Raw genomic sequence first — 15,722 nt, 5'->3', positions numbered from 1 at the left:
GCTGGTCCCGGTCAGTGCGCGGCGTGCGCCATGGCCGCGGCGCCGTTGCCCCAGACATAGATGCAGACGAACAGGAACAGCCACACCACGTCGACGAAATGCCAGTACCAGGCGGCGAATTCGAAGCCGAGGTGCTGGGAGGGCGTGAAGTGTCCCGCATTGGCGCGGAACAGGCAGACGATCAGGAAGATGGTGCCGACCAGCACATGGAAGCCGTGGAAGCCGGTCGCCATGAAGAAGGTGGCGCCGTAGACGTTGCCGGCGAAGCTGAAGGCGGCGTGATGATACTCATAGGCCTGCACGCAAGTGAAGACGGCGCCGAGCGCGATGGTCAGGATCAACCCCCACTTCAACCCCTTGCGGTCGCCATTGAGCAGGGCATGGTGCGCCCAGGTCACGGTGGTGCCCGAGGTCAGAAGGATCAGGGTGTTGAGCAACGGCAGGTGCCAGGGATCGAAGGTCTGGATGCCCTTGGGCGGCCAGACACCGCCGAACAGCGCGTCGCGCGTCATATGCACGGGATCGCCCGGGAACAGCGCGGAGTTGAAGAAGGCCCAGAACCAGGCGACGAAGAACATCACCTCGGAGCAGATGAACAGGATCATGCCGTAGCGATGGCTGATCTGCACCACGCGGGTGTGATCGCCCTTGTGCTCGGCTTCGCGGATCACATCCGCCCACCAGCTCGCCATGGTGTAGAGCACGCCGATCAGGCCGATGCCGAAAATGATCGGCGCGGCCGCGGTCAGATGATGCATCCACAGGATCGCGCCGACGGCCATGATGAAAGCCGCGGTCGCGCCTACGATCGGCCACGGACTCGGGTCGACCAGGTGGTAATCGTGCTTGACTTGCGCCGTAGCCATTGCGGTCTCTCTCCGTTAGCGGTGCCGGCGGTATTGGGCACCTATTGATCTCAAAACAAAACGCGTCGGTAACAAAACGCGTCGGCCCTCAAAGCTCAGATGCTTCCCCCTGGCCTGTCCGGCTCGTTGGCCGCCACCGGCTTGGGCGCGGCCTTCTTCACCGGAAAGAAGGTATAGGACAGGGTGATGGTATTGACGCCGTCGTTCTCGCTGTCGGCGGCGAAGGCCTGATCGACATAGAAGACAACGGCCATCTCCCGCTTCTCACCGGGCGCCAGGGTTTGCTCGGTGAAACAGAAGCAGTTGATCTTGGTGAAATAGGATCCGACTGTCAGCGGCGTGACGTTATAGGCCGCCTGCCCCATGGTGGTCGCCGCCACCTCGTTGGTGATGGTGTAATGGACGGTGGTGACCTCGCCGACCCGGACCTTTATCTCGGTCTGTTCCGGCTCGAACTTCCAGGGCAGCCCGCCGGAGACGTTGGAGTCGAAGCGTACGGCCACCGTGCGCGCCAGTGGCTTGGACTGGGGGGCCTCCCCCGCCACCTGCGTCGTTCCGTTGAAGCCGGTGACGCGGCAGAACCAGTCGTAGAACGGCACCGACGCATAGGCGGCGCCGACCATCAGGGCGACCACCAGGCCGCAGGCGGCGCCAACCTTCACGTCGTGGCCAACGCGCGGCGTCGCCTTCGGCCGGACCGAGGCTGCGGTAGCGGGTTGCTGCGAGTGCTGCGGCGCGTCCGTCATCTCAAATCACATCGGACGGACGAGAACGCCCGGCCCCTTGATGAAGGTGACCGCGAAAAACAGCAGGACCATGAGCCCAAGCGCCCAGGCGATCGCGATCGACCGCTCGCGCCGGCGCTTCTTCTGGGCCTCGGTGAGAACGATCCCGTCTCCGTCCGGCTTGTTTTCGTTGTCCATCGGTCCATGCGCCCTCTACCAGATCAACGGCGCGACGGCCTTCGCAACCACATCGAGCAGCAGAACGGCAAACAGCGCGAACAGATAGAGGATCGAAAAGGCGAACAACCGCCGTGTGGCGCGTAGCGCCGTGCTGCCGGTGCGATGGCGATAGACATTGATCGCGAACACCAGCATGCCGGCGCCGAGGATCAGCGAAGTGACGCCATAAATCCAATCGAAGTAGCCGAGCGGCCAGGGCGCGGCGGCGACCGCCACCAGCACGATGGTATAGAGCAGGATCTGCAGCCGGGTCGCATCCGGACCGGCAACCACCGGCAACATCGGCACGCCGGCGCGGGTGTAGTCGTCGTTGCGGAACAGCGCCAGCGCCCAAAAATGCGGCGGCGTCCAGAAGAAGATGATCAGGAACAGAAGCAGCGGCTCCACCGACAGCGACCCCGTCGCAGCCGCCCACGCCACCACCGGCGGCAGCGCACCGGCGGCGCCGCCAATCACGATGTTCTGCGCGGTCCGCCGCTTCAGCCCCATCGTGTAGATCACAACATAAAAGAAGATCGTGAAGGCGAGCAGGCCCCCGGCATACCAGTTGACCAGAGCGCCGAGCGTCATCACCGAGAAGAACGACAGCGTGAGGCCGAACCCCATCGCCTCGCCGCGAGTGATGCGGCCGCGCGGGATCGGCCGGTTGGCCGTGCGCGACATCAGCACGTCGATATCACCTTCCAGCGCCATGTTCAGCGCGCCAGAGGCGCCGGCTCCGACCGCGATGCAAAGGATCGAGATGAAGCCCAGGATCGGGTGAACATGGCCCGGCGCGATCATCAGTCCGACCAGCGCGGTGAAGATCACGAGCGACATCACCCGTGGCTTCAGCAGCGCGAAGTAATCGGCGACACTCGCCTCCGAGATCCGGGGCGGCAGTTCAACAGCTTTTTGATCAACAACCGACACGATACACCCGCTTGTTGGGTGCGCGGCGCGTCGAGCGCGCCGCGCACAATCACATTACTGCACCTTCGGCAGGGTGGAGAACTGGTGGAACGGCGGCGGTGACGACAGCGTCCATTCCAGCGTGGTTGCACCCTCGCCCCACGGATTGTCCGCCGCCTGCTCCTTGCGAGCGAAGGCGTCGACCAAGCCGTAAAGGAAGACCACAGCGCCAAACCCAGCGATAAAGGCACCGTAGGACGAGATCTCGTTCCAGCCCGCGAACGCATCCGGATAGTCGACCGAGCGCCGCATCATGCCCTGCAGCCCGAGGAAGTGCTGCGGGAAGAACAGGACGTTGGCACCGATGAACATCAGCCAGAAGTGCAGCTTGGCGATGGTCTCGTTGTACATGTAGCCGGAGATCTTCGGGAACCAGTAGTACCAGCCCGCGAAGATCGAGAACACCGCGGCAATGCCCATCACGTAGTGGAAGTGCGCGATGACGTAGTAGGTCTCCTGCATCACCCGGTCGACGCCCGCATTGGCCAGCACCACGCCGGTCACGCCGCCAACCGTGAACAGGAAGATGAAGCCGATCGCAAACAGCATCGGCGCCTTGAACTCGATCGAGCCGCCCCACATGGTGGCGATCCACGAGAACACCTTCACGCCGGTCGGCACCGCGATCACCATCGTGGCGGCGACGAAGTAAGCCTGCGCCGTCGACACCATGCCGACCGTGTACATGTGGTGCGCCCACACGACGAAGCCGATGCCGCCGATCGCGACCATCGCATAGGCCATGCCGAGATAGCCGAAGATCGGCTTCTTCGAGAACGTCGAGATCACATGGCTGATCATGCCGAAGCCCGGCAGAATCAGGATGTACACCTCGGGATGACCGAAGAACCAGAACAGATGCTGGAACAGCACCGGATCACCGCCGCCGTCGGCAGCGAAGAACGTGGTGCCGAAGTTACGGTCGGTCAAAAGCATGGTGATCGCGCCCGCCAGAACCGGCAGCGACAGCAAGAGCAGCCACACCGTCACCAGGATCGACCAGACGAACAGCGGCATCTTGTGCAAGGTCATGCCAGGTGCGCGCATGTTGAAGATCGTGGTGATGAAGTTGATCGCGCCCAAAATCGAGGAGGCGCCGGCCAGATGCACCGCGAGGATCACGAAATCCACCGACGGTCCGGGATGACCGCTCGTCGACAGCGGCGCATACAGCGTCCAGCCCGTGCCCGCGCCCGCCGCGCCCGGCTCACCTTCCACGAACGTGGAGGTCAGCAACAGCGCAAACGCCGCTGGCAGCAGCCAGAACGAGATGTTGTTCATGCGCGGAAACGCCATGTCGGGCGCCCCGATCATCAACGGCACGAACCAGTTGCCGAAGCCGCCGATCATCGCAGGCATCACCATGAAGAAGATCATGATCAGGCCGTGCGAGGTCACAAAGACGTTGTAGGTATGCGCAGGATCAAAAACCTGCACGCCGGGATACATCAGTTCCGCCCGGATGCCCATCGACATCAGGCCGCCGATGATCCCCGCGACGATGGCGAACACCAGGTACATAGTCCCGATGTCCTTGTGATTGGTCGAATACGCAAAGCGCCGCCACCCTGTCGGGTGGTGCGCATGGTCGCCATGATCGTCATGGCCGTGGTCGTGAGCATGTGCTGCGGTTGTTGCCATTGTCTAATCCTGTCTTTCGTCCCTTGAAGTCCTTCGAACGAACCTTGGCGATGTCCCTTGGGGCGACGTCCCTTTAGCGGTTGTCGCCCCGTCGAAATCGCCCAACGCGACGCCTAGCGCATCACGTCGGCAGCTGACGCCACCGCGTTCGCCGGGTTCGAGGCAAACTTCTTCTTCGCGGTTTCAATCCAGGCCGCAAAATCCTGCTCGCTCACCACACGAACCGCAATCGGCATGAAGGCGTGATCCCGCCCGCACAGTTCCGAGCACTGGCCGTAGAACACGCCCGTCTTGGTGGCCTTGAACCAGGTCTCGTTGAGACGGCCCGGGATCGCGTCCACCTTGATGCCGAACGCCGGAACGCCAAACGAATGAATGACATCGGCCCCGGTCACCTGAACCCGGACGACCTTGTTCACGGGAACAACCAGCTCGTTGTCCACCGCAAGCATCCGCGGCTGCTTCTCATGCGCCATCAGCGAGTCAAACTCGAACTTGCCGTTGTCCGGATACGCGTAGCTCCAGTACCACTGCTTGCCGACCGCCTTCACCGTCAGATCGGCCTTCGGAAGGTCAAGCTGCTGAAACAAAAGCCGGAACGACGGAACCGCAATGCCAACCAGGATCAAAACCGGAATGATCGTCCACGCAACCTCGATCATCGTGTTGTGGGTCGTCTTCGACGGAACCGGATTGGCCCGTGCGTTGAAACGCAACATCGCCACAACCAGCAGACCCGTCACAAACAGCGTGATCAGCGTGATAACAATCAGAAGCCCGCTATGCATGCTCGCGATGCTCTCCATGACAGGCGTCACACCCGTCTGAAGTCCATACGCCCACGGATGCGGCACACCCAGCTCCTCCGCCGATACCGCACCACTCGCGGCAAGCGCCGCTCCGCCAAACGCTAATCCCAGAAACCGGCGGCCAAACCGGCGGCCAGACTGGCCCATCGACATCTTCATGCCGCTCGCGCTCCTTGTCATAAACCCGCACAAGCACCTGACGGCCTTTGATACGGGCCTAACAAGCGCGTTACGTACCGGCCGTTTTCTTAAAGGAGTATATTTTAAGATGCAAGCGCCGTTCATGCTGCTGTGCGGCAACAACGAAAACGTTCCAATCGCGAGAACTGATTGCATCTTTGCGCAGTATCAAACGTCTCGCCGAGGTTTTTACGTCGATACGTCATCTCGATCGTACGATCAGCGACCGCAAATCTTCTTACTCTTTCTTGACCATGTGCTGAATTCTAATCATCGACGGTGCAAGCGGCGGCGTTGCTGAAACATTTACTGAAGCGCAAACGCGGCGCCTCGTCCCCTTGGAACTTGATCACAACTTGAACTTGATCAGACCTTCATGTCTCGTTCGCAAGCTTTCGTCCTGATTTCTCTCGTGTCTCTTGTCGCGACGCTCGATCTTGGAGCAATGTAAGATGACGATTTGTATGCAAGCCATAGCGACCGTCCGCAGCCGGTTCACAAACGAGGTGCGAATATCTCGCCGCGACATCGTCGCTGAAATCATCGTGCGTGAGGATCTTGCGGAGGCGCTGACCGGCATTGAGGAATGGTCGCATCTGATCATCCTGTTTTGGATGGATCAGCTCGTCGGCAAGTCTGTCCCACTAACTACGCACCCTCGGTATCGCACCGACCTGCCGGAAGTGGGTGTATTCTGCGCCCGCGGCCCGGAACGACCCAATCCGATTGGACTGGCCGTTGTCGAATTGCTGAAGCGCGACGAAAACATTCTGACCGTCAAGGCTCTGGACGCCTACGACGGCACTCCCGTGCTCGATATCAAACCCTATGATGCATTTGATGCCATCACCAAACTTCGGGCGCCGCAATGGTGGATGACTGCGACGGGCCGATTAACGCCGTGAGCGACACCTACTTTTCATGAGAACATCGCTCGGCACCCGCCCGGCGAATGTACTCTATGGCTCTATGGCATGGGCGATCAGCGCGACCGCGGGCCCGTCGGAGCCGACTGGCGCCATTGTCGCGACAAGCTAATGAGTCGCTCCCGGGAAATCGTCCCGCCGTGATAGACCGCACGCGACACGGCGTTCGCGCCGAGCACGGCATCACCAAATTCGTGCCTTCGCAAGAAGGGATGATGAGGCAGATAGATTTGCACCATTGCTCTGTATTTTCTCATGTCGGACGCCGAGAGCCTGACACGGCCGGCGCCCTCGAGCGGCTTCGACTCGATATGTTGTGCAAGGAGCGCCAGTTGCTCCTCTACATCATAAACCGCGTTCGGCAACGAGGACTCGCATTGATCTCTCATCCGATCCCGCAACTTGTCCTGTTCGCGGCACAGTATCTCGTACAGAACCGCCTCGACTACTCCCCATGCCTCGCGGCCACGGTTTGCTTTAAGGTTTCTGGCGACGGTTGTGAAATCGTCGATCACAGCTAGGATCGACCCTACCGCCGCAAGCAATGGCGCGTAGCCCGCGAATACCTTTCCTCTTCCGTCGTGCCACAGTTCGCCTGCCGACAAGCCAAGCGCAGCTTCGATCGCATCAAAGAAAGTCGTTATGAAATCCTCGGCGAGGCCCGGGTGCTCCAGATAGTGTGAGCCTGGCCTGGCGGCCGCCTTGGCATAAGCGTGGATAAGTTGCCGGGCACCCTCTTTGTCGTAGAACTCGACGTTCGCCGTGACGTGCTTAACTCCAGGCGCGGTACGTTCAAATTGCTGTCGCGCCAGCTCGATCGACTCGAACCTTCCCAACAGGACCAGTTTGGGCCTCGATGTAACACGTCGGTCCCTCTGCAATAATTCGACACTTGATCCGAGAAACTGCTCGATCCCGGTCTCGTTCGACAGCAATCTCCCTTCGTCAAGAGCGTCGACAATGACGGGAATCCGCCCCTCGTGAAACGCCGCTATCGGTTCGCTCTTATCAGCGGCCTCCAGATCGGCCAACAGGGCATGGAGCGATCCGGCGGAAACGGGCACCTTTGCCAGATCGAGGATCGGGATCTCGAGCTGCGCTGACAATTGTCTTGCCAGGGTACTCTTGCCGGTCGCTGCAGACGCCTCGATCAAAATGATCTCCTTCTCCAGAACCGCTCGATCGCCCTCCTCCGTTTCGAATCTCGGTGGCACGAACGGGGTCGGCGGCTCCGCGATGAAGAGAGATCCGGTCTGGTCAAGCTTCGGAAAATGGACGGGCCGGTTCAATGCATCAACGAGTACGCTCAGCGCGGTATCCGGCATCAGATGACCTCTTGGGATGAGGATGGCACGTTTACAATTGCAAACCTTCGGGTTCAATGAATAATCCGCTGCCGAAGGCTAACCCTGCGCAACACGCTCGACCCGGCCGTGGAATGCGCCTCCTCCTAAGTCGAGGGCTTGACGAAATAAACGGATGCAATTCGCTGAGGCATCACACCAAAACGATCACTCGTAGCGAATGAGGCGGCCAAGCGCCCGTTGTTGCTCCGCAATATGCGTTGTATGTCCGTCGCTGCCTCATTCCGGAGTGATTTACAGTAACGGTAATGGGTAAAACACGGGAACGAGCAAAACAGCGTAAAACGAACCCGACGGGATTGTACGCGGGCGCGAATTCATGTCATACTAGGCCATGCTTAAAGGTTGGAAGATTAGCACCGTGAGGCCGGGCAGAGGTGCCAGCGGGGCGTTACGCCGGGAATTCATCCTTGTCGCCATCGCCGACCAGGACGCGGCTGTCCGCGCGGTCAAGGAGACCCTCCCTGACGCGGAAATCAAGGTCGATTCAGAAGCCACTCCAGAGCTTCTTGCCGAATATCAGGTCATCGACGGCGAAATGGTTGTGCTCGCCGACTGAGTTGATCCGCGAAGGGCACGCTCGCATCCCCTCTTGTAAGCAGCGAATTGCAGAAGCCTGAGAATGCGACGCGAGGATAGTTCCGCGATCATAATGTTGTAGCTGACAGCCGATTTGGCGCTTTTGGATGGATCAGCCATAAGCGAACCGAGGTTTATGTTCGGCGTTTACGATACTTGTCGTTTTGGTTGCGAGACGGGTCCAAATGAGGTTCCGTAAGGTGCCGGGATCTCCAAAATTCTTCACGGCAGCTGAGAAAAATAGTTTCCCACGTCGATCGACGGCGCGCGCGGGAGCAATGCGCCCGGCCAGAGCCGGCGCTATTTCAAGCTACGTCCGCACCGAGGTGTCGATCGTCCTCATGGACAAGCCGTACTCGCCTGTGATTAAGGCTGATGTCGGAGCCGCAGAAACACCTGTCTTAGGGAGAAAATAGCCGATGCGATACCGCACCAACCAGGGACTGCTGATCGAGGCCGAAACGTCGGCCGGTGCAATCCGCCGCCTGCGCGAGTCGAGCTGGAACGAACAGAACCTCAGCGATGCGGCGTACATGGAAGCGGTTGCGGATCGCATGTTCCAGGAGGGTATCCACGTTTCAACGCTCAGCCCGGACATGTTCATTGCCGGGTTGTTGAGCGGCGGACTACTCACGCGCGAACCTGATGATACGCAGCCGGATGCGGCGAAGCAGGAGGGCGATCGCAAGTAGGAGCAGAATCGGCTGGCTCGCCAGGAAAACTGCTACGCCCTGACGGATATCCGTGGAGCCTCTTCTGCTTGCTATTGCGCAGACCCAACTCAAGCGCAGCACCAAGCCTAACTTCAGCGGAGCGCGAGATCCGGCAGCCCGCGCAAAATCAACGTCGGCGCTCAACGCAAGCGAAGGCCGCCAAACCAACGCGAGGGAACAATCCCTCGTGATGATTGATGCAAAGAGGCTGGGTGCCTATATAGGCCAACCAGCGGAGGAACAAAATGACTGACAAAATCCCGGTCACCGTGCTGACCGGCTATCTCGGCGCCGGTAAAACCACACTGCTCAACCGTATTCTTTCGGAAGAGCACGGAAGAAAATACGCCGTTATCGTCAACGAATTCGGGGAAATCGGCATCGATAACGACCTCGTCGTCGGCGCAGACGAGGAAGTGTTTGAGATGAACAACGGTTGCATCTGCTGCACCGTGCGCGGAGATCTCATGCGCATCCTGGCCGACCTGATGAAGCGGAATGGCAAATTCGACGCCATCATCGTCGAGACCACGGGCCTCGCCGATCCGGCGCCGGTGGCACAAACCTTTTTCGTCGATGAGAATGTCGGGAAGAAGACCAAGCTCGACGCGGTCGTGACCGTCACCGATGCAAAGTGGCTCAATGACCGGCTCAAGGACGCTCCGGAAGCCAAGAACCAGATTGCCTTCGCCGACGTGATCCTGATTAACAAGACAGATCTCGTTTCGCCCGACGAACTCAGCGAAATCGAAGCGCGCATCCGCGGCATCAATCCTTACGCGAAGTTGCACAGGACACAGCGAGCGCAGATCCCGCTCAACGAGATTCTAGAACGCAACGCCTTCGATCTCGACCGCATTCTTGATATCGAACCGACCTTCCTCGAAGGCAAGGACCATGATCATGATCACGATCATGACCATCATCATCATGACCATGATCACGACCATCATCATGACCATGGCCACGACCATCATGGCGGGCTCAAGCACTACCACGACGAGGAAATGCAATCGATTTCGCTCAAAACCGACAAGCCGCTCGACGCAGACAAGTTTTTTCCGTGGGTCGAGGATCTGGTGCAGAAGGAGGGCCCGAACATCTTGCGCAGCAAAGGCATTCTTTCCTTCAAGGATGAGGATCGACGCTTCGTATTCCAGGGCGTGCATATGATTCTCGACGGCGACCATCAACGGCCCTGGAAGGAGGACGAAAAGCGTCAAAGCCGGATCGTTTTCATCGGCCGCAACTTGCCCGAACAGATGATCACCGAAGGGTTCGAGAGCTGCGTCGCTTAAGCGAGACCCGGCCGCGTACTGTCACGATGAGAGGTGCGCGCCCCGGGCCGCACGTTGCGATGATTCTGGATCGATCGCCCCAAGAAACGCGATCGATCCCATTACTCTAGACCGGGATGCGGACGGTTAAACAGTAAAACACGTCCCTCATCCCGGCCCAGTTGCGGGCGTACGATTGTTGACGTCCTGTCTTAGCCGTGCCGACGATGCCTGGCGCTTAGACGACTTGCCGTTTTCTCACCGCGGATGCCGCAAGCGGCCGGAGTCGGAATACGCACCGGACGCAGTGGATCGATACCGGGAAGAGCGGCCGCAATTGACATCGAGCGAAGTCCTTCCAAGCCGAGAACCTGGCACCTCGCGAACAAGTTTGATGGCGCCGGCAAGGATTGAAAATCCCGAGGAGCCAATCACTGCGAATCCTCACTTGTTTTTCGTCCGCTGGTAAAGGTGCTCTGCGCGAAAGGCGGCCCGAGCGCCAGTGAAACGGGCTTGTAGGACGATGCTCAAGTAGAGGATTCAACGCTGTTGAATCAGGCTCTCCTGCGTGCGTTGCAGATCGCGACAACGGTCGACAGGGCTTGTGAGGATGTTGGTCCCGGGCGAGGGCAGCGCTGGCTTCAGCAGATCGCAAAAGCCGAAACAGACAATGAGCCAAGTATCCGCAAGGCTGCGCTTGTTACGGAGTCGTCGCGGGTTGCGTACGATTGCACGCGATGCAGCCACGCGCACCATGCAGCGCAAGCGTCGAGGCTCAATCAGAGCGCTGAACTACGCGAACCCTACTGATGTCTATTCGCCCTTCGGAAACACTGAAGCCGAGCTTCAGCGCCGATGACCGGGCGAATAAACAATCTTCTGAGAGCTTGCGATTAGAGCAGCGCCAGAGAACGAGGGCGGTTGCAGCCCACCAGCTATGGCGCTTATGGTTCCTCGGAGGGTCTGGAAAAAATGATAAGCAAAAATCCGACCACAGCCATCGCCGCGCCGTAATAGACCCATTCGGTATGCCTGACTATGATGCCATCGGCAGGATAGCCGTAAAAGCGGAAGCCCTGCCCCATAAAGCCTAGTCCGGCGATCAAGGTGATAACTCCGACGATTCTGAATAGAGCGTGCATTCTAAGGCGTTATCCCGGATTATTGAATGAGACCAAAAGCGAGTATGCCATACTATGCGGGCTCGGCCTTCGCTTCAACTCCATTTACGATCAGGATTTCTTCCTCCCCAACACGGTAAGTCCGCATTGAGGAGAGGTCATCTTGGTGAGCTATTCAATCAGCGAGAAAAATTGGCGTTCATGTCCGCTCTGGATGCGGAGCCTGAAGAGGTTGTCTCGGTTTGAGCGAGACCACTGATGGGTTGCTTTGAGTACTGTGGGGTCGGTGCCAGTTGTAGATATGTGTCCACATTGGCAGATTCTGAGGTCGACGATCCGAGGTTGGTATGCCGAGCGTAGGCCCATTCCCTGAGAGCGGCCTGGATGAAGCACCTGGTTCTGTCGCGTACTTATTGTTGCTCGAGTCCATGTTTGCGACAAAGCCGCCCGCTTATCCCGGCGCAGGCGGAGCTGATTGTTGGCGACGTGCAGCAAGGCCCGTCCCATAGGGCTCTTCGTGACTGATAACGCTCAATTGCGTCGTCAGGACGATGTCACCAAAGGCGCGGCGCGAGGATCGTGAACTTGCCATTGAAGGAGCTTAGCGAGCACCATATTGCCTGTGCTAGGCGCTGTGCCATGGCCCGCTTTCGTCAAAACTGCATCATCGCGCCCCAATCATCGCACCTCGGGCTTCTGACTGGTGGTGTTGTCGCTTCGCGCTTTTGACCCGATGCGTTATCGCAACAGATATCGGTGCGAGCATGTTGTTCTGGTTGCTGCCTGGCAAAGGTCAGAACCGTGTGCGATTGGGAAGAGAACTAGAACGCGATCAAAGCCGCTCGACTCCCGCGTTCATATCCGAGAGATTTTGAGCCGACGTTTCCTACGTTGCGCTCGCATGAACTTATCGGTCGGGATGAACTCGCGCCGCTAAGCGTTGCATCGTGTGTTCGGCTTTCGCGTACCCATCGCCGCGTGGTTGGCACCGCCCCATTCATAAGTCTGACCGTCTTGATGACGAGTTCGGTCAGCGAAGACTTGCAGTCACCATCAACCACGAGGGCAGAGCGTGATACGCATCGCCCTATCGACGGGGGCCCATCACCTATCTTCTATTTTTACTCGTTCGGTCGCATGCGCAACCATCTGGCGCCACGCTTTCACCAAAAAAATTAGCGCCCGCTTCTCCGCGGGCGCTAATTGATTTCACTAAAGCGTTCAGCCCTATCAACTAAACAGCAGTCGAGGGCAACTAGACAGACGAACCAGCCCTGATCTTCTTCTCCGGAGAAGCAGCCGTCGATGTCACTGTGGGCACGCCGTTCTCGAAGCTTACCTCAGCACCCATACCTGCCGCCATTTCACCTTCAAGAATCGAAGGCTGCTTCGGCGCGGTGAGACGCTGGAACGACTCTGTCAAAGCGCTCGAAAGGTCAATGGCCCTGCCACGGACCGAATCCCACAACATTACCATGCCCTGGTTAGGCACGAACATTCCTTGCCTGGCAGAGCGGTTCAAGGCCAGACGCGCATCGCGCGCACGCCGACGTACGGTATGCTCGTGATCGTGTTCGTGTTCGTCCTGCGCATTGACCGGCAGCTGCAATACCGTAGCGGTTTGCCCCGCCACCAGCTGAGCAACCTTCAAAACCTGTCCATTCGGAAATTCCAGTGCGTCGTGCTGGACGTACGGATTATCCGTATCGACTTTACGGAAGCTCGCGACCTTGTGATCAACACGAGCTTTGCCCGAAAACTTTATCCCAAGGAAGCTCCGGGGTTGCTCATACTGAACATTCTCATCAAATGCGAGTTCCGTTCCAGGTAGCAAGCAGACCGCCAGCTCAGGCGGGCTGTCATGAATTACAAGCTTGGGACCGAGCTCGCCCACGGCGGCAAAGCCGCGCACGTTCGATTTTGCGAGCTCCATAGTGACCAGCTTATCGGCGACCTTGGCAGGCCGCGAAGAGACGTGATGCAGACTGTAGTCGCACATGAAGGGCTCCTCTGGTTGGGACTACGCATTACCGCACATCAATACAATACCAACGATGTGAACTCGTTCCGCCAAGCTTCCTACCTTGACAGCTGCGCATTAAGTCCAGCTAATCCAACCATGCTAAATTGGTACAGTCCAAAACTTACCATGGTAGCAACGTTCGCGTCAACTCAATTTCCCCAGCCCACTTCGTCCATCCGAAGCACAATTCTGCTTTAAAATCAGCGGGTGCGGCCCACGCGCTCGACCAAATCCCTACTATAGCCCACAGGCAAAAGCCGGGACATGGCTAGAATTGCTCCAGAATTTCGTTCCACTAAATTCTTCTCGGCGATCGCGCCGGGGGAACTCCATCTCTTTGAGTCGAGATGCGGGGTGTTCCGTGGCCGAACACATTCTTGCGATCACTCACGCCCCCGTGCAATCTCGTCTTAAAGGCTGGTCGCGGCTTGGCGACACAATGTCGAGATGCCGCAAGGCCAACGTTGCTTGCTGCTTGGATAAAGCGAGCAACTGCGCTATGTAGGTTAAATACGCTGGCCTAGGGACTCCCAGTCGGCGAGCCGCTTCAAGAGACGTGCGGCGGAAGACATATTCTCCCAATTCGAACCTAGCGAGCCGAACTGGGTAGACTTGGGTCAAAGCTTGGCGCGAGCTTTTCGCCACAGCGCAGGAGTTTTCGACATGATGGACGAGGCGAATGTGGCTGGAACCGAAAGCGCCTGCCTGGTCGAGGCTCGCGCGGGTGACGCGACGGATCACTCCTCAAACACTCCGCCTGACGAAATGGCACGGATGGGCGAAGAAATCATCGCCGCGCTCAAGACGGTCTACGATCCGGAAATTCCGGCTGATCTCTACGAGCTTGGTCTAATCTATAAAATCGCAATAGACGACGATCGCGTGGTCAGTATCGAGATGACACTGACCTCCCCAAATTGTCCGTCCGCGGCGGAAATACCTGGCCAGATAAAGAACGCGGTGAAAGGGGTTCCGGGCGTGCACGATGCCATGGTCAACATCGTCTGGGAACCGACGTGGGATGCTAGCCGCATGTCAGACGAGGCGCGCACCGTCCTCAACATGTGGTGATGGCCCGCGCTGGCTCGGGATTGATTCGTGAACACACCGCCGGCAACGATCCGGCGATCGATGTTCGCCAGGGGTTCGTTGCTCCCTCAGCATGCAGTGTGATGGCTCGGCCTCGCTAACCTGCAGAGCAGCCCGGAACCTTTAGAAACGGGAGCTTATCAGCTGCCCGGCAGCGGCCGGATCGACGCAAAAAATCGGATCTTTAAGACCGAAAAGGGAAGCTTGCATCGCAGCCAACCCCCCGCAATCGCAGCTAGTGGCCCATCGCTTGGTCGTCAGTGATTTACGGATTAGACCATGGCGATAGAGAGCGAGTGGCAGCCGTTAGCGTCAATTCGTAACGGCGTATCCGCTTCCGCTAGCCGCCTACCCTCGCTGCGAGAGGTTCTCGAGGAAATCAAAGCTGCGGCAATGATCTGCCCCAACTTTTCTCTTTGGCAAAGCCCAACGCCCGCCAGCAGCAGCCGGCGGGCGTTGCGTTTGACTCACTCTGGCGGCAACCGCGAGCGGAATGCTCGCGAGCGCCATCGAGTTCGGATCATGCAAGCCTTTTAAGTCCCAAGGCTTGCATGCAAGACGGCCTACTTCGGTAGCGGCGCCGGACTCTTGGAAAGGGTATTGAGATAGGCAACCAAGTCAGCGCGCTTGGTCTCACTCTTCAACCCAGGGAAGCCCATGGACGTGCCCTTGGCGTAGGCCTTCGGGTCATCCAACCACTTGTTGAGTTCGGCAAAGGTCCACTTGCCGCCAGCCTTGCCCTTCAAGGCAGCTGAGTAGTTGAAGCCTTCCTCCGAAGCGATCGGCCGATTGACAACGCCGTAAAGGCCCGGCCCAACCTTCTTGCCTTGGCCTTCCTCGACGGTGTGGCAACTCTGGCACTGCTTGACGAGCCCGGCACCGCGCTCGGCAGAGGCACTGGCTAGCGCCTTGTTGAACGACTCCGCATCACCGGCGCTCGGCGCGGCTGCAGATTCCTTGGCCTCGGCCTTATGGCTGGCTTCAGCGTGCGACGACTCTGGCGCGCTGAACGATTCGTCGAGGATGCGTACCGTTTGCACAAACAACAATGTTCCCAGCAGCGCGCCGAGAATCGCGTTGGACCGGTTCGAATGCACTGTATCACTACCAGAGCTCATTACTAAAATACTCCCAGCGGTATGAAGGAGCCAAAGAAACCCGGGAGGTCCCGGACGAACTGAAAAGACCGATGGCTGCGGCACCCCCGGCTCATCGATC

The 15,722-nt window shown here is 58.7% G+C and carries 15 protein-coding genes and 1 pseudogene; 5 read left to right on the top strand and 11 right to left on the bottom strand.

Annotation, left to right across the window (positions count from 1 at the left end; all coding sequences use genetic code 11):
- Positions 1-11: 11 nt before the first annotated feature.
- From ACM561_RS04940 to coxB, 6 genes are all read right to left on the bottom strand, one after another.
- Complete coding sequence (locus ACM561_RS04940) at positions 12-866, bottom strand: cytochrome c oxidase subunit 3 (protein WP_079448467.1); 855 nt, start codon at positions 864-866, stop codon at positions 12-14.
- Positions 867-961: 95 nt separating this feature from the next.
- On the bottom strand, positions 962-1,612 hold the full coding sequence (locus tag ACM561_RS04935; RefSeq protein ID WP_425908492.1) for a cytochrome c oxidase assembly protein: 651 nt from the start codon (positions 1,610-1,612) through the stop codon (positions 962-964).
- Positions 1,613-1,618: 6 nt separating this feature from the next.
- Positions 1,619-1,789: a CoxF protein gene (locus ACM561_RS04930; RefSeq protein ID WP_425907444.1), complete on the bottom strand. Its 171-nt coding sequence runs from the start codon at positions 1,787-1,789 to the stop codon at positions 1,619-1,621.
- A gap of 15 nt (positions 1,790-1,804) precedes the next feature.
- Positions 1,805-2,743 carry a heme o synthase gene (locus ACM561_RS04925; RefSeq protein ID WP_425907442.1) on the bottom strand — a complete coding sequence of 313 codons (939 nt, stop codon included), beginning with the start codon at positions 2,741-2,743 and terminating at the stop codon, positions 1,805-1,807.
- Between the two features lie 54 nt (positions 2,744-2,797).
- A complete protein-coding gene (gene ctaD / locus ACM561_RS04920) occupies positions 2,798-4,423 on the bottom strand; it encodes a cytochrome c oxidase subunit I (protein ID WP_079448471.1) in 1,626 nt (541 codons plus the stop codon).
- Positions 4,424-4,536: 113 nt separating this feature from the next.
- Positions 4,537-5,391, bottom strand: a complete 855-nt coding sequence (coxB, locus tag ACM561_RS04915) for a cytochrome c oxidase subunit II (protein ID WP_425907440.1) — start codon at positions 5,389-5,391, stop codon at positions 4,537-4,539.
- Between the two features lie 473 nt (positions 5,392-5,864).
- Here coxB and tsaA point away from each other — a divergent pair, with 473 nt between their 5' ends.
- A complete protein-coding gene (tsaA, locus tag ACM561_RS04910) occupies positions 5,865-6,317 on the top strand; it encodes a tRNA (N6-threonylcarbamoyladenosine(37)-N6)-methyltransferase TrmO (RefSeq protein WP_425908491.1) in 453 nt (150 codons plus the stop codon).
- 77 nt (positions 6,318-6,394) lie between these two features.
- On the opposite strand, the gene ACM561_RS04905 is transcribed toward tsaA, so the two are convergent.
- On the bottom strand, positions 6,395-7,663 hold the full coding sequence (locus ACM561_RS04905) for a hypothetical protein (protein ID WP_425908489.1): 1,269 nt from the start codon (positions 7,661-7,663) through the stop codon (positions 6,395-6,397).
- 400 nt (positions 7,664-8,063) lie between these two features.
- Between ACM561_RS04905 and ACM561_RS04900 the strand changes: the two genes are divergently transcribed.
- The 3 genes from ACM561_RS04900 (at position 8,064) to ACM561_RS04890 (ending at position 10,292) form a co-directional block, all read left to right on the top strand.
- Positions 8,064-8,261 carry a hypothetical protein gene (locus ACM561_RS04900; RefSeq protein ID WP_158081545.1) on the top strand — a complete coding sequence of 66 codons (198 nt, stop codon included), beginning with the start codon at positions 8,064-8,066 and terminating at the stop codon, positions 8,259-8,261.
- A 439-nt stretch (positions 8,262-8,700) separates the two neighbouring features.
- The gene (locus ACM561_RS04895) at positions 8,701-8,973 is read left to right on the top strand and encodes a hypothetical protein (RefSeq protein ID WP_425908488.1); all 273 of its coding nucleotides are present in this window, start codon (positions 8,701-8,703) and stop codon (positions 8,971-8,973) included.
- Between the two features lie 266 nt (positions 8,974-9,239).
- Positions 9,240-10,292, top strand: coding sequence for a CobW family GTP-binding protein (locus tag ACM561_RS04890; protein ID WP_425908487.1), 1,053 nt, complete (start codon positions 9,240-9,242; stop codon positions 10,290-10,292).
- A 923-nt stretch (positions 10,293-11,215) separates the two neighbouring features.
- Here the strand turns inward: ACM561_RS04890 and ACM561_RS04885 are convergent.
- The 3 genes and pseudogenes from ACM561_RS04885 to ACM561_RS04875 all read right to left on the bottom strand — a co-directional run bounded on the left by ACM561_RS04885 (position 11,216) and on the right by ACM561_RS04875 (position 13,391).
- Positions 11,216-11,377: a hypothetical protein gene (locus ACM561_RS04885; RefSeq protein ID WP_244553541.1), complete on the bottom strand. Its 162-nt coding sequence runs from the start codon at positions 11,375-11,377 to the stop codon at positions 11,216-11,218.
- Positions 11,378-11,563: 186 nt separating this feature from the next.
- Positions 11,564-11,781: pseudogene (locus ACM561_RS04880) on the bottom strand (hypothetical protein); the annotation flags it as partial.
- An 866-nt stretch (positions 11,782-12,647) separates the two neighbouring features.
- Positions 12,648-13,391, bottom strand: a complete 744-nt coding sequence (locus ACM561_RS04875; RefSeq protein ID WP_425908485.1) for a hypothetical protein — start codon at positions 13,389-13,391, stop codon at positions 12,648-12,650.
- Positions 13,392-14,078: 687 nt separating this feature from the next.
- Here ACM561_RS04875 and ACM561_RS04870 point away from each other — a divergent pair.
- Complete coding sequence (locus tag ACM561_RS04870; RefSeq protein WP_425908483.1) at positions 14,079-14,486, top strand: DUF59 domain-containing protein; 408 nt, start codon at positions 14,079-14,081, stop codon at positions 14,484-14,486.
- A gap of 581 nt (positions 14,487-15,067) precedes the next feature.
- On the opposite strand, the gene ACM561_RS04865 is transcribed toward ACM561_RS04870, so the two are convergent.
- Positions 15,068-15,622 (bottom strand): c-type cytochrome, encoded by a 555-nt coding sequence (locus tag ACM561_RS04865; protein ID WP_425908481.1) that lies wholly within the window; start codon positions 15,620-15,622, stop codon positions 15,068-15,070.
- Positions 15,623-15,722 lie beyond the last annotated feature (100 nt).

This window comes from Nitrobacter sp. TKz-YC02 (genome assembly GCF_049852135.1).
Taxonomy (GTDB): domain Bacteria; phylum Pseudomonadota; class Alphaproteobacteria; order Rhizobiales; family Xanthobacteraceae; genus Nitrobacter; species Nitrobacter vulgaris.
Note: the sequence above shows the minus strand (reverse complement) of the source record. Positions and strands in the feature narration are given on the sequence as shown.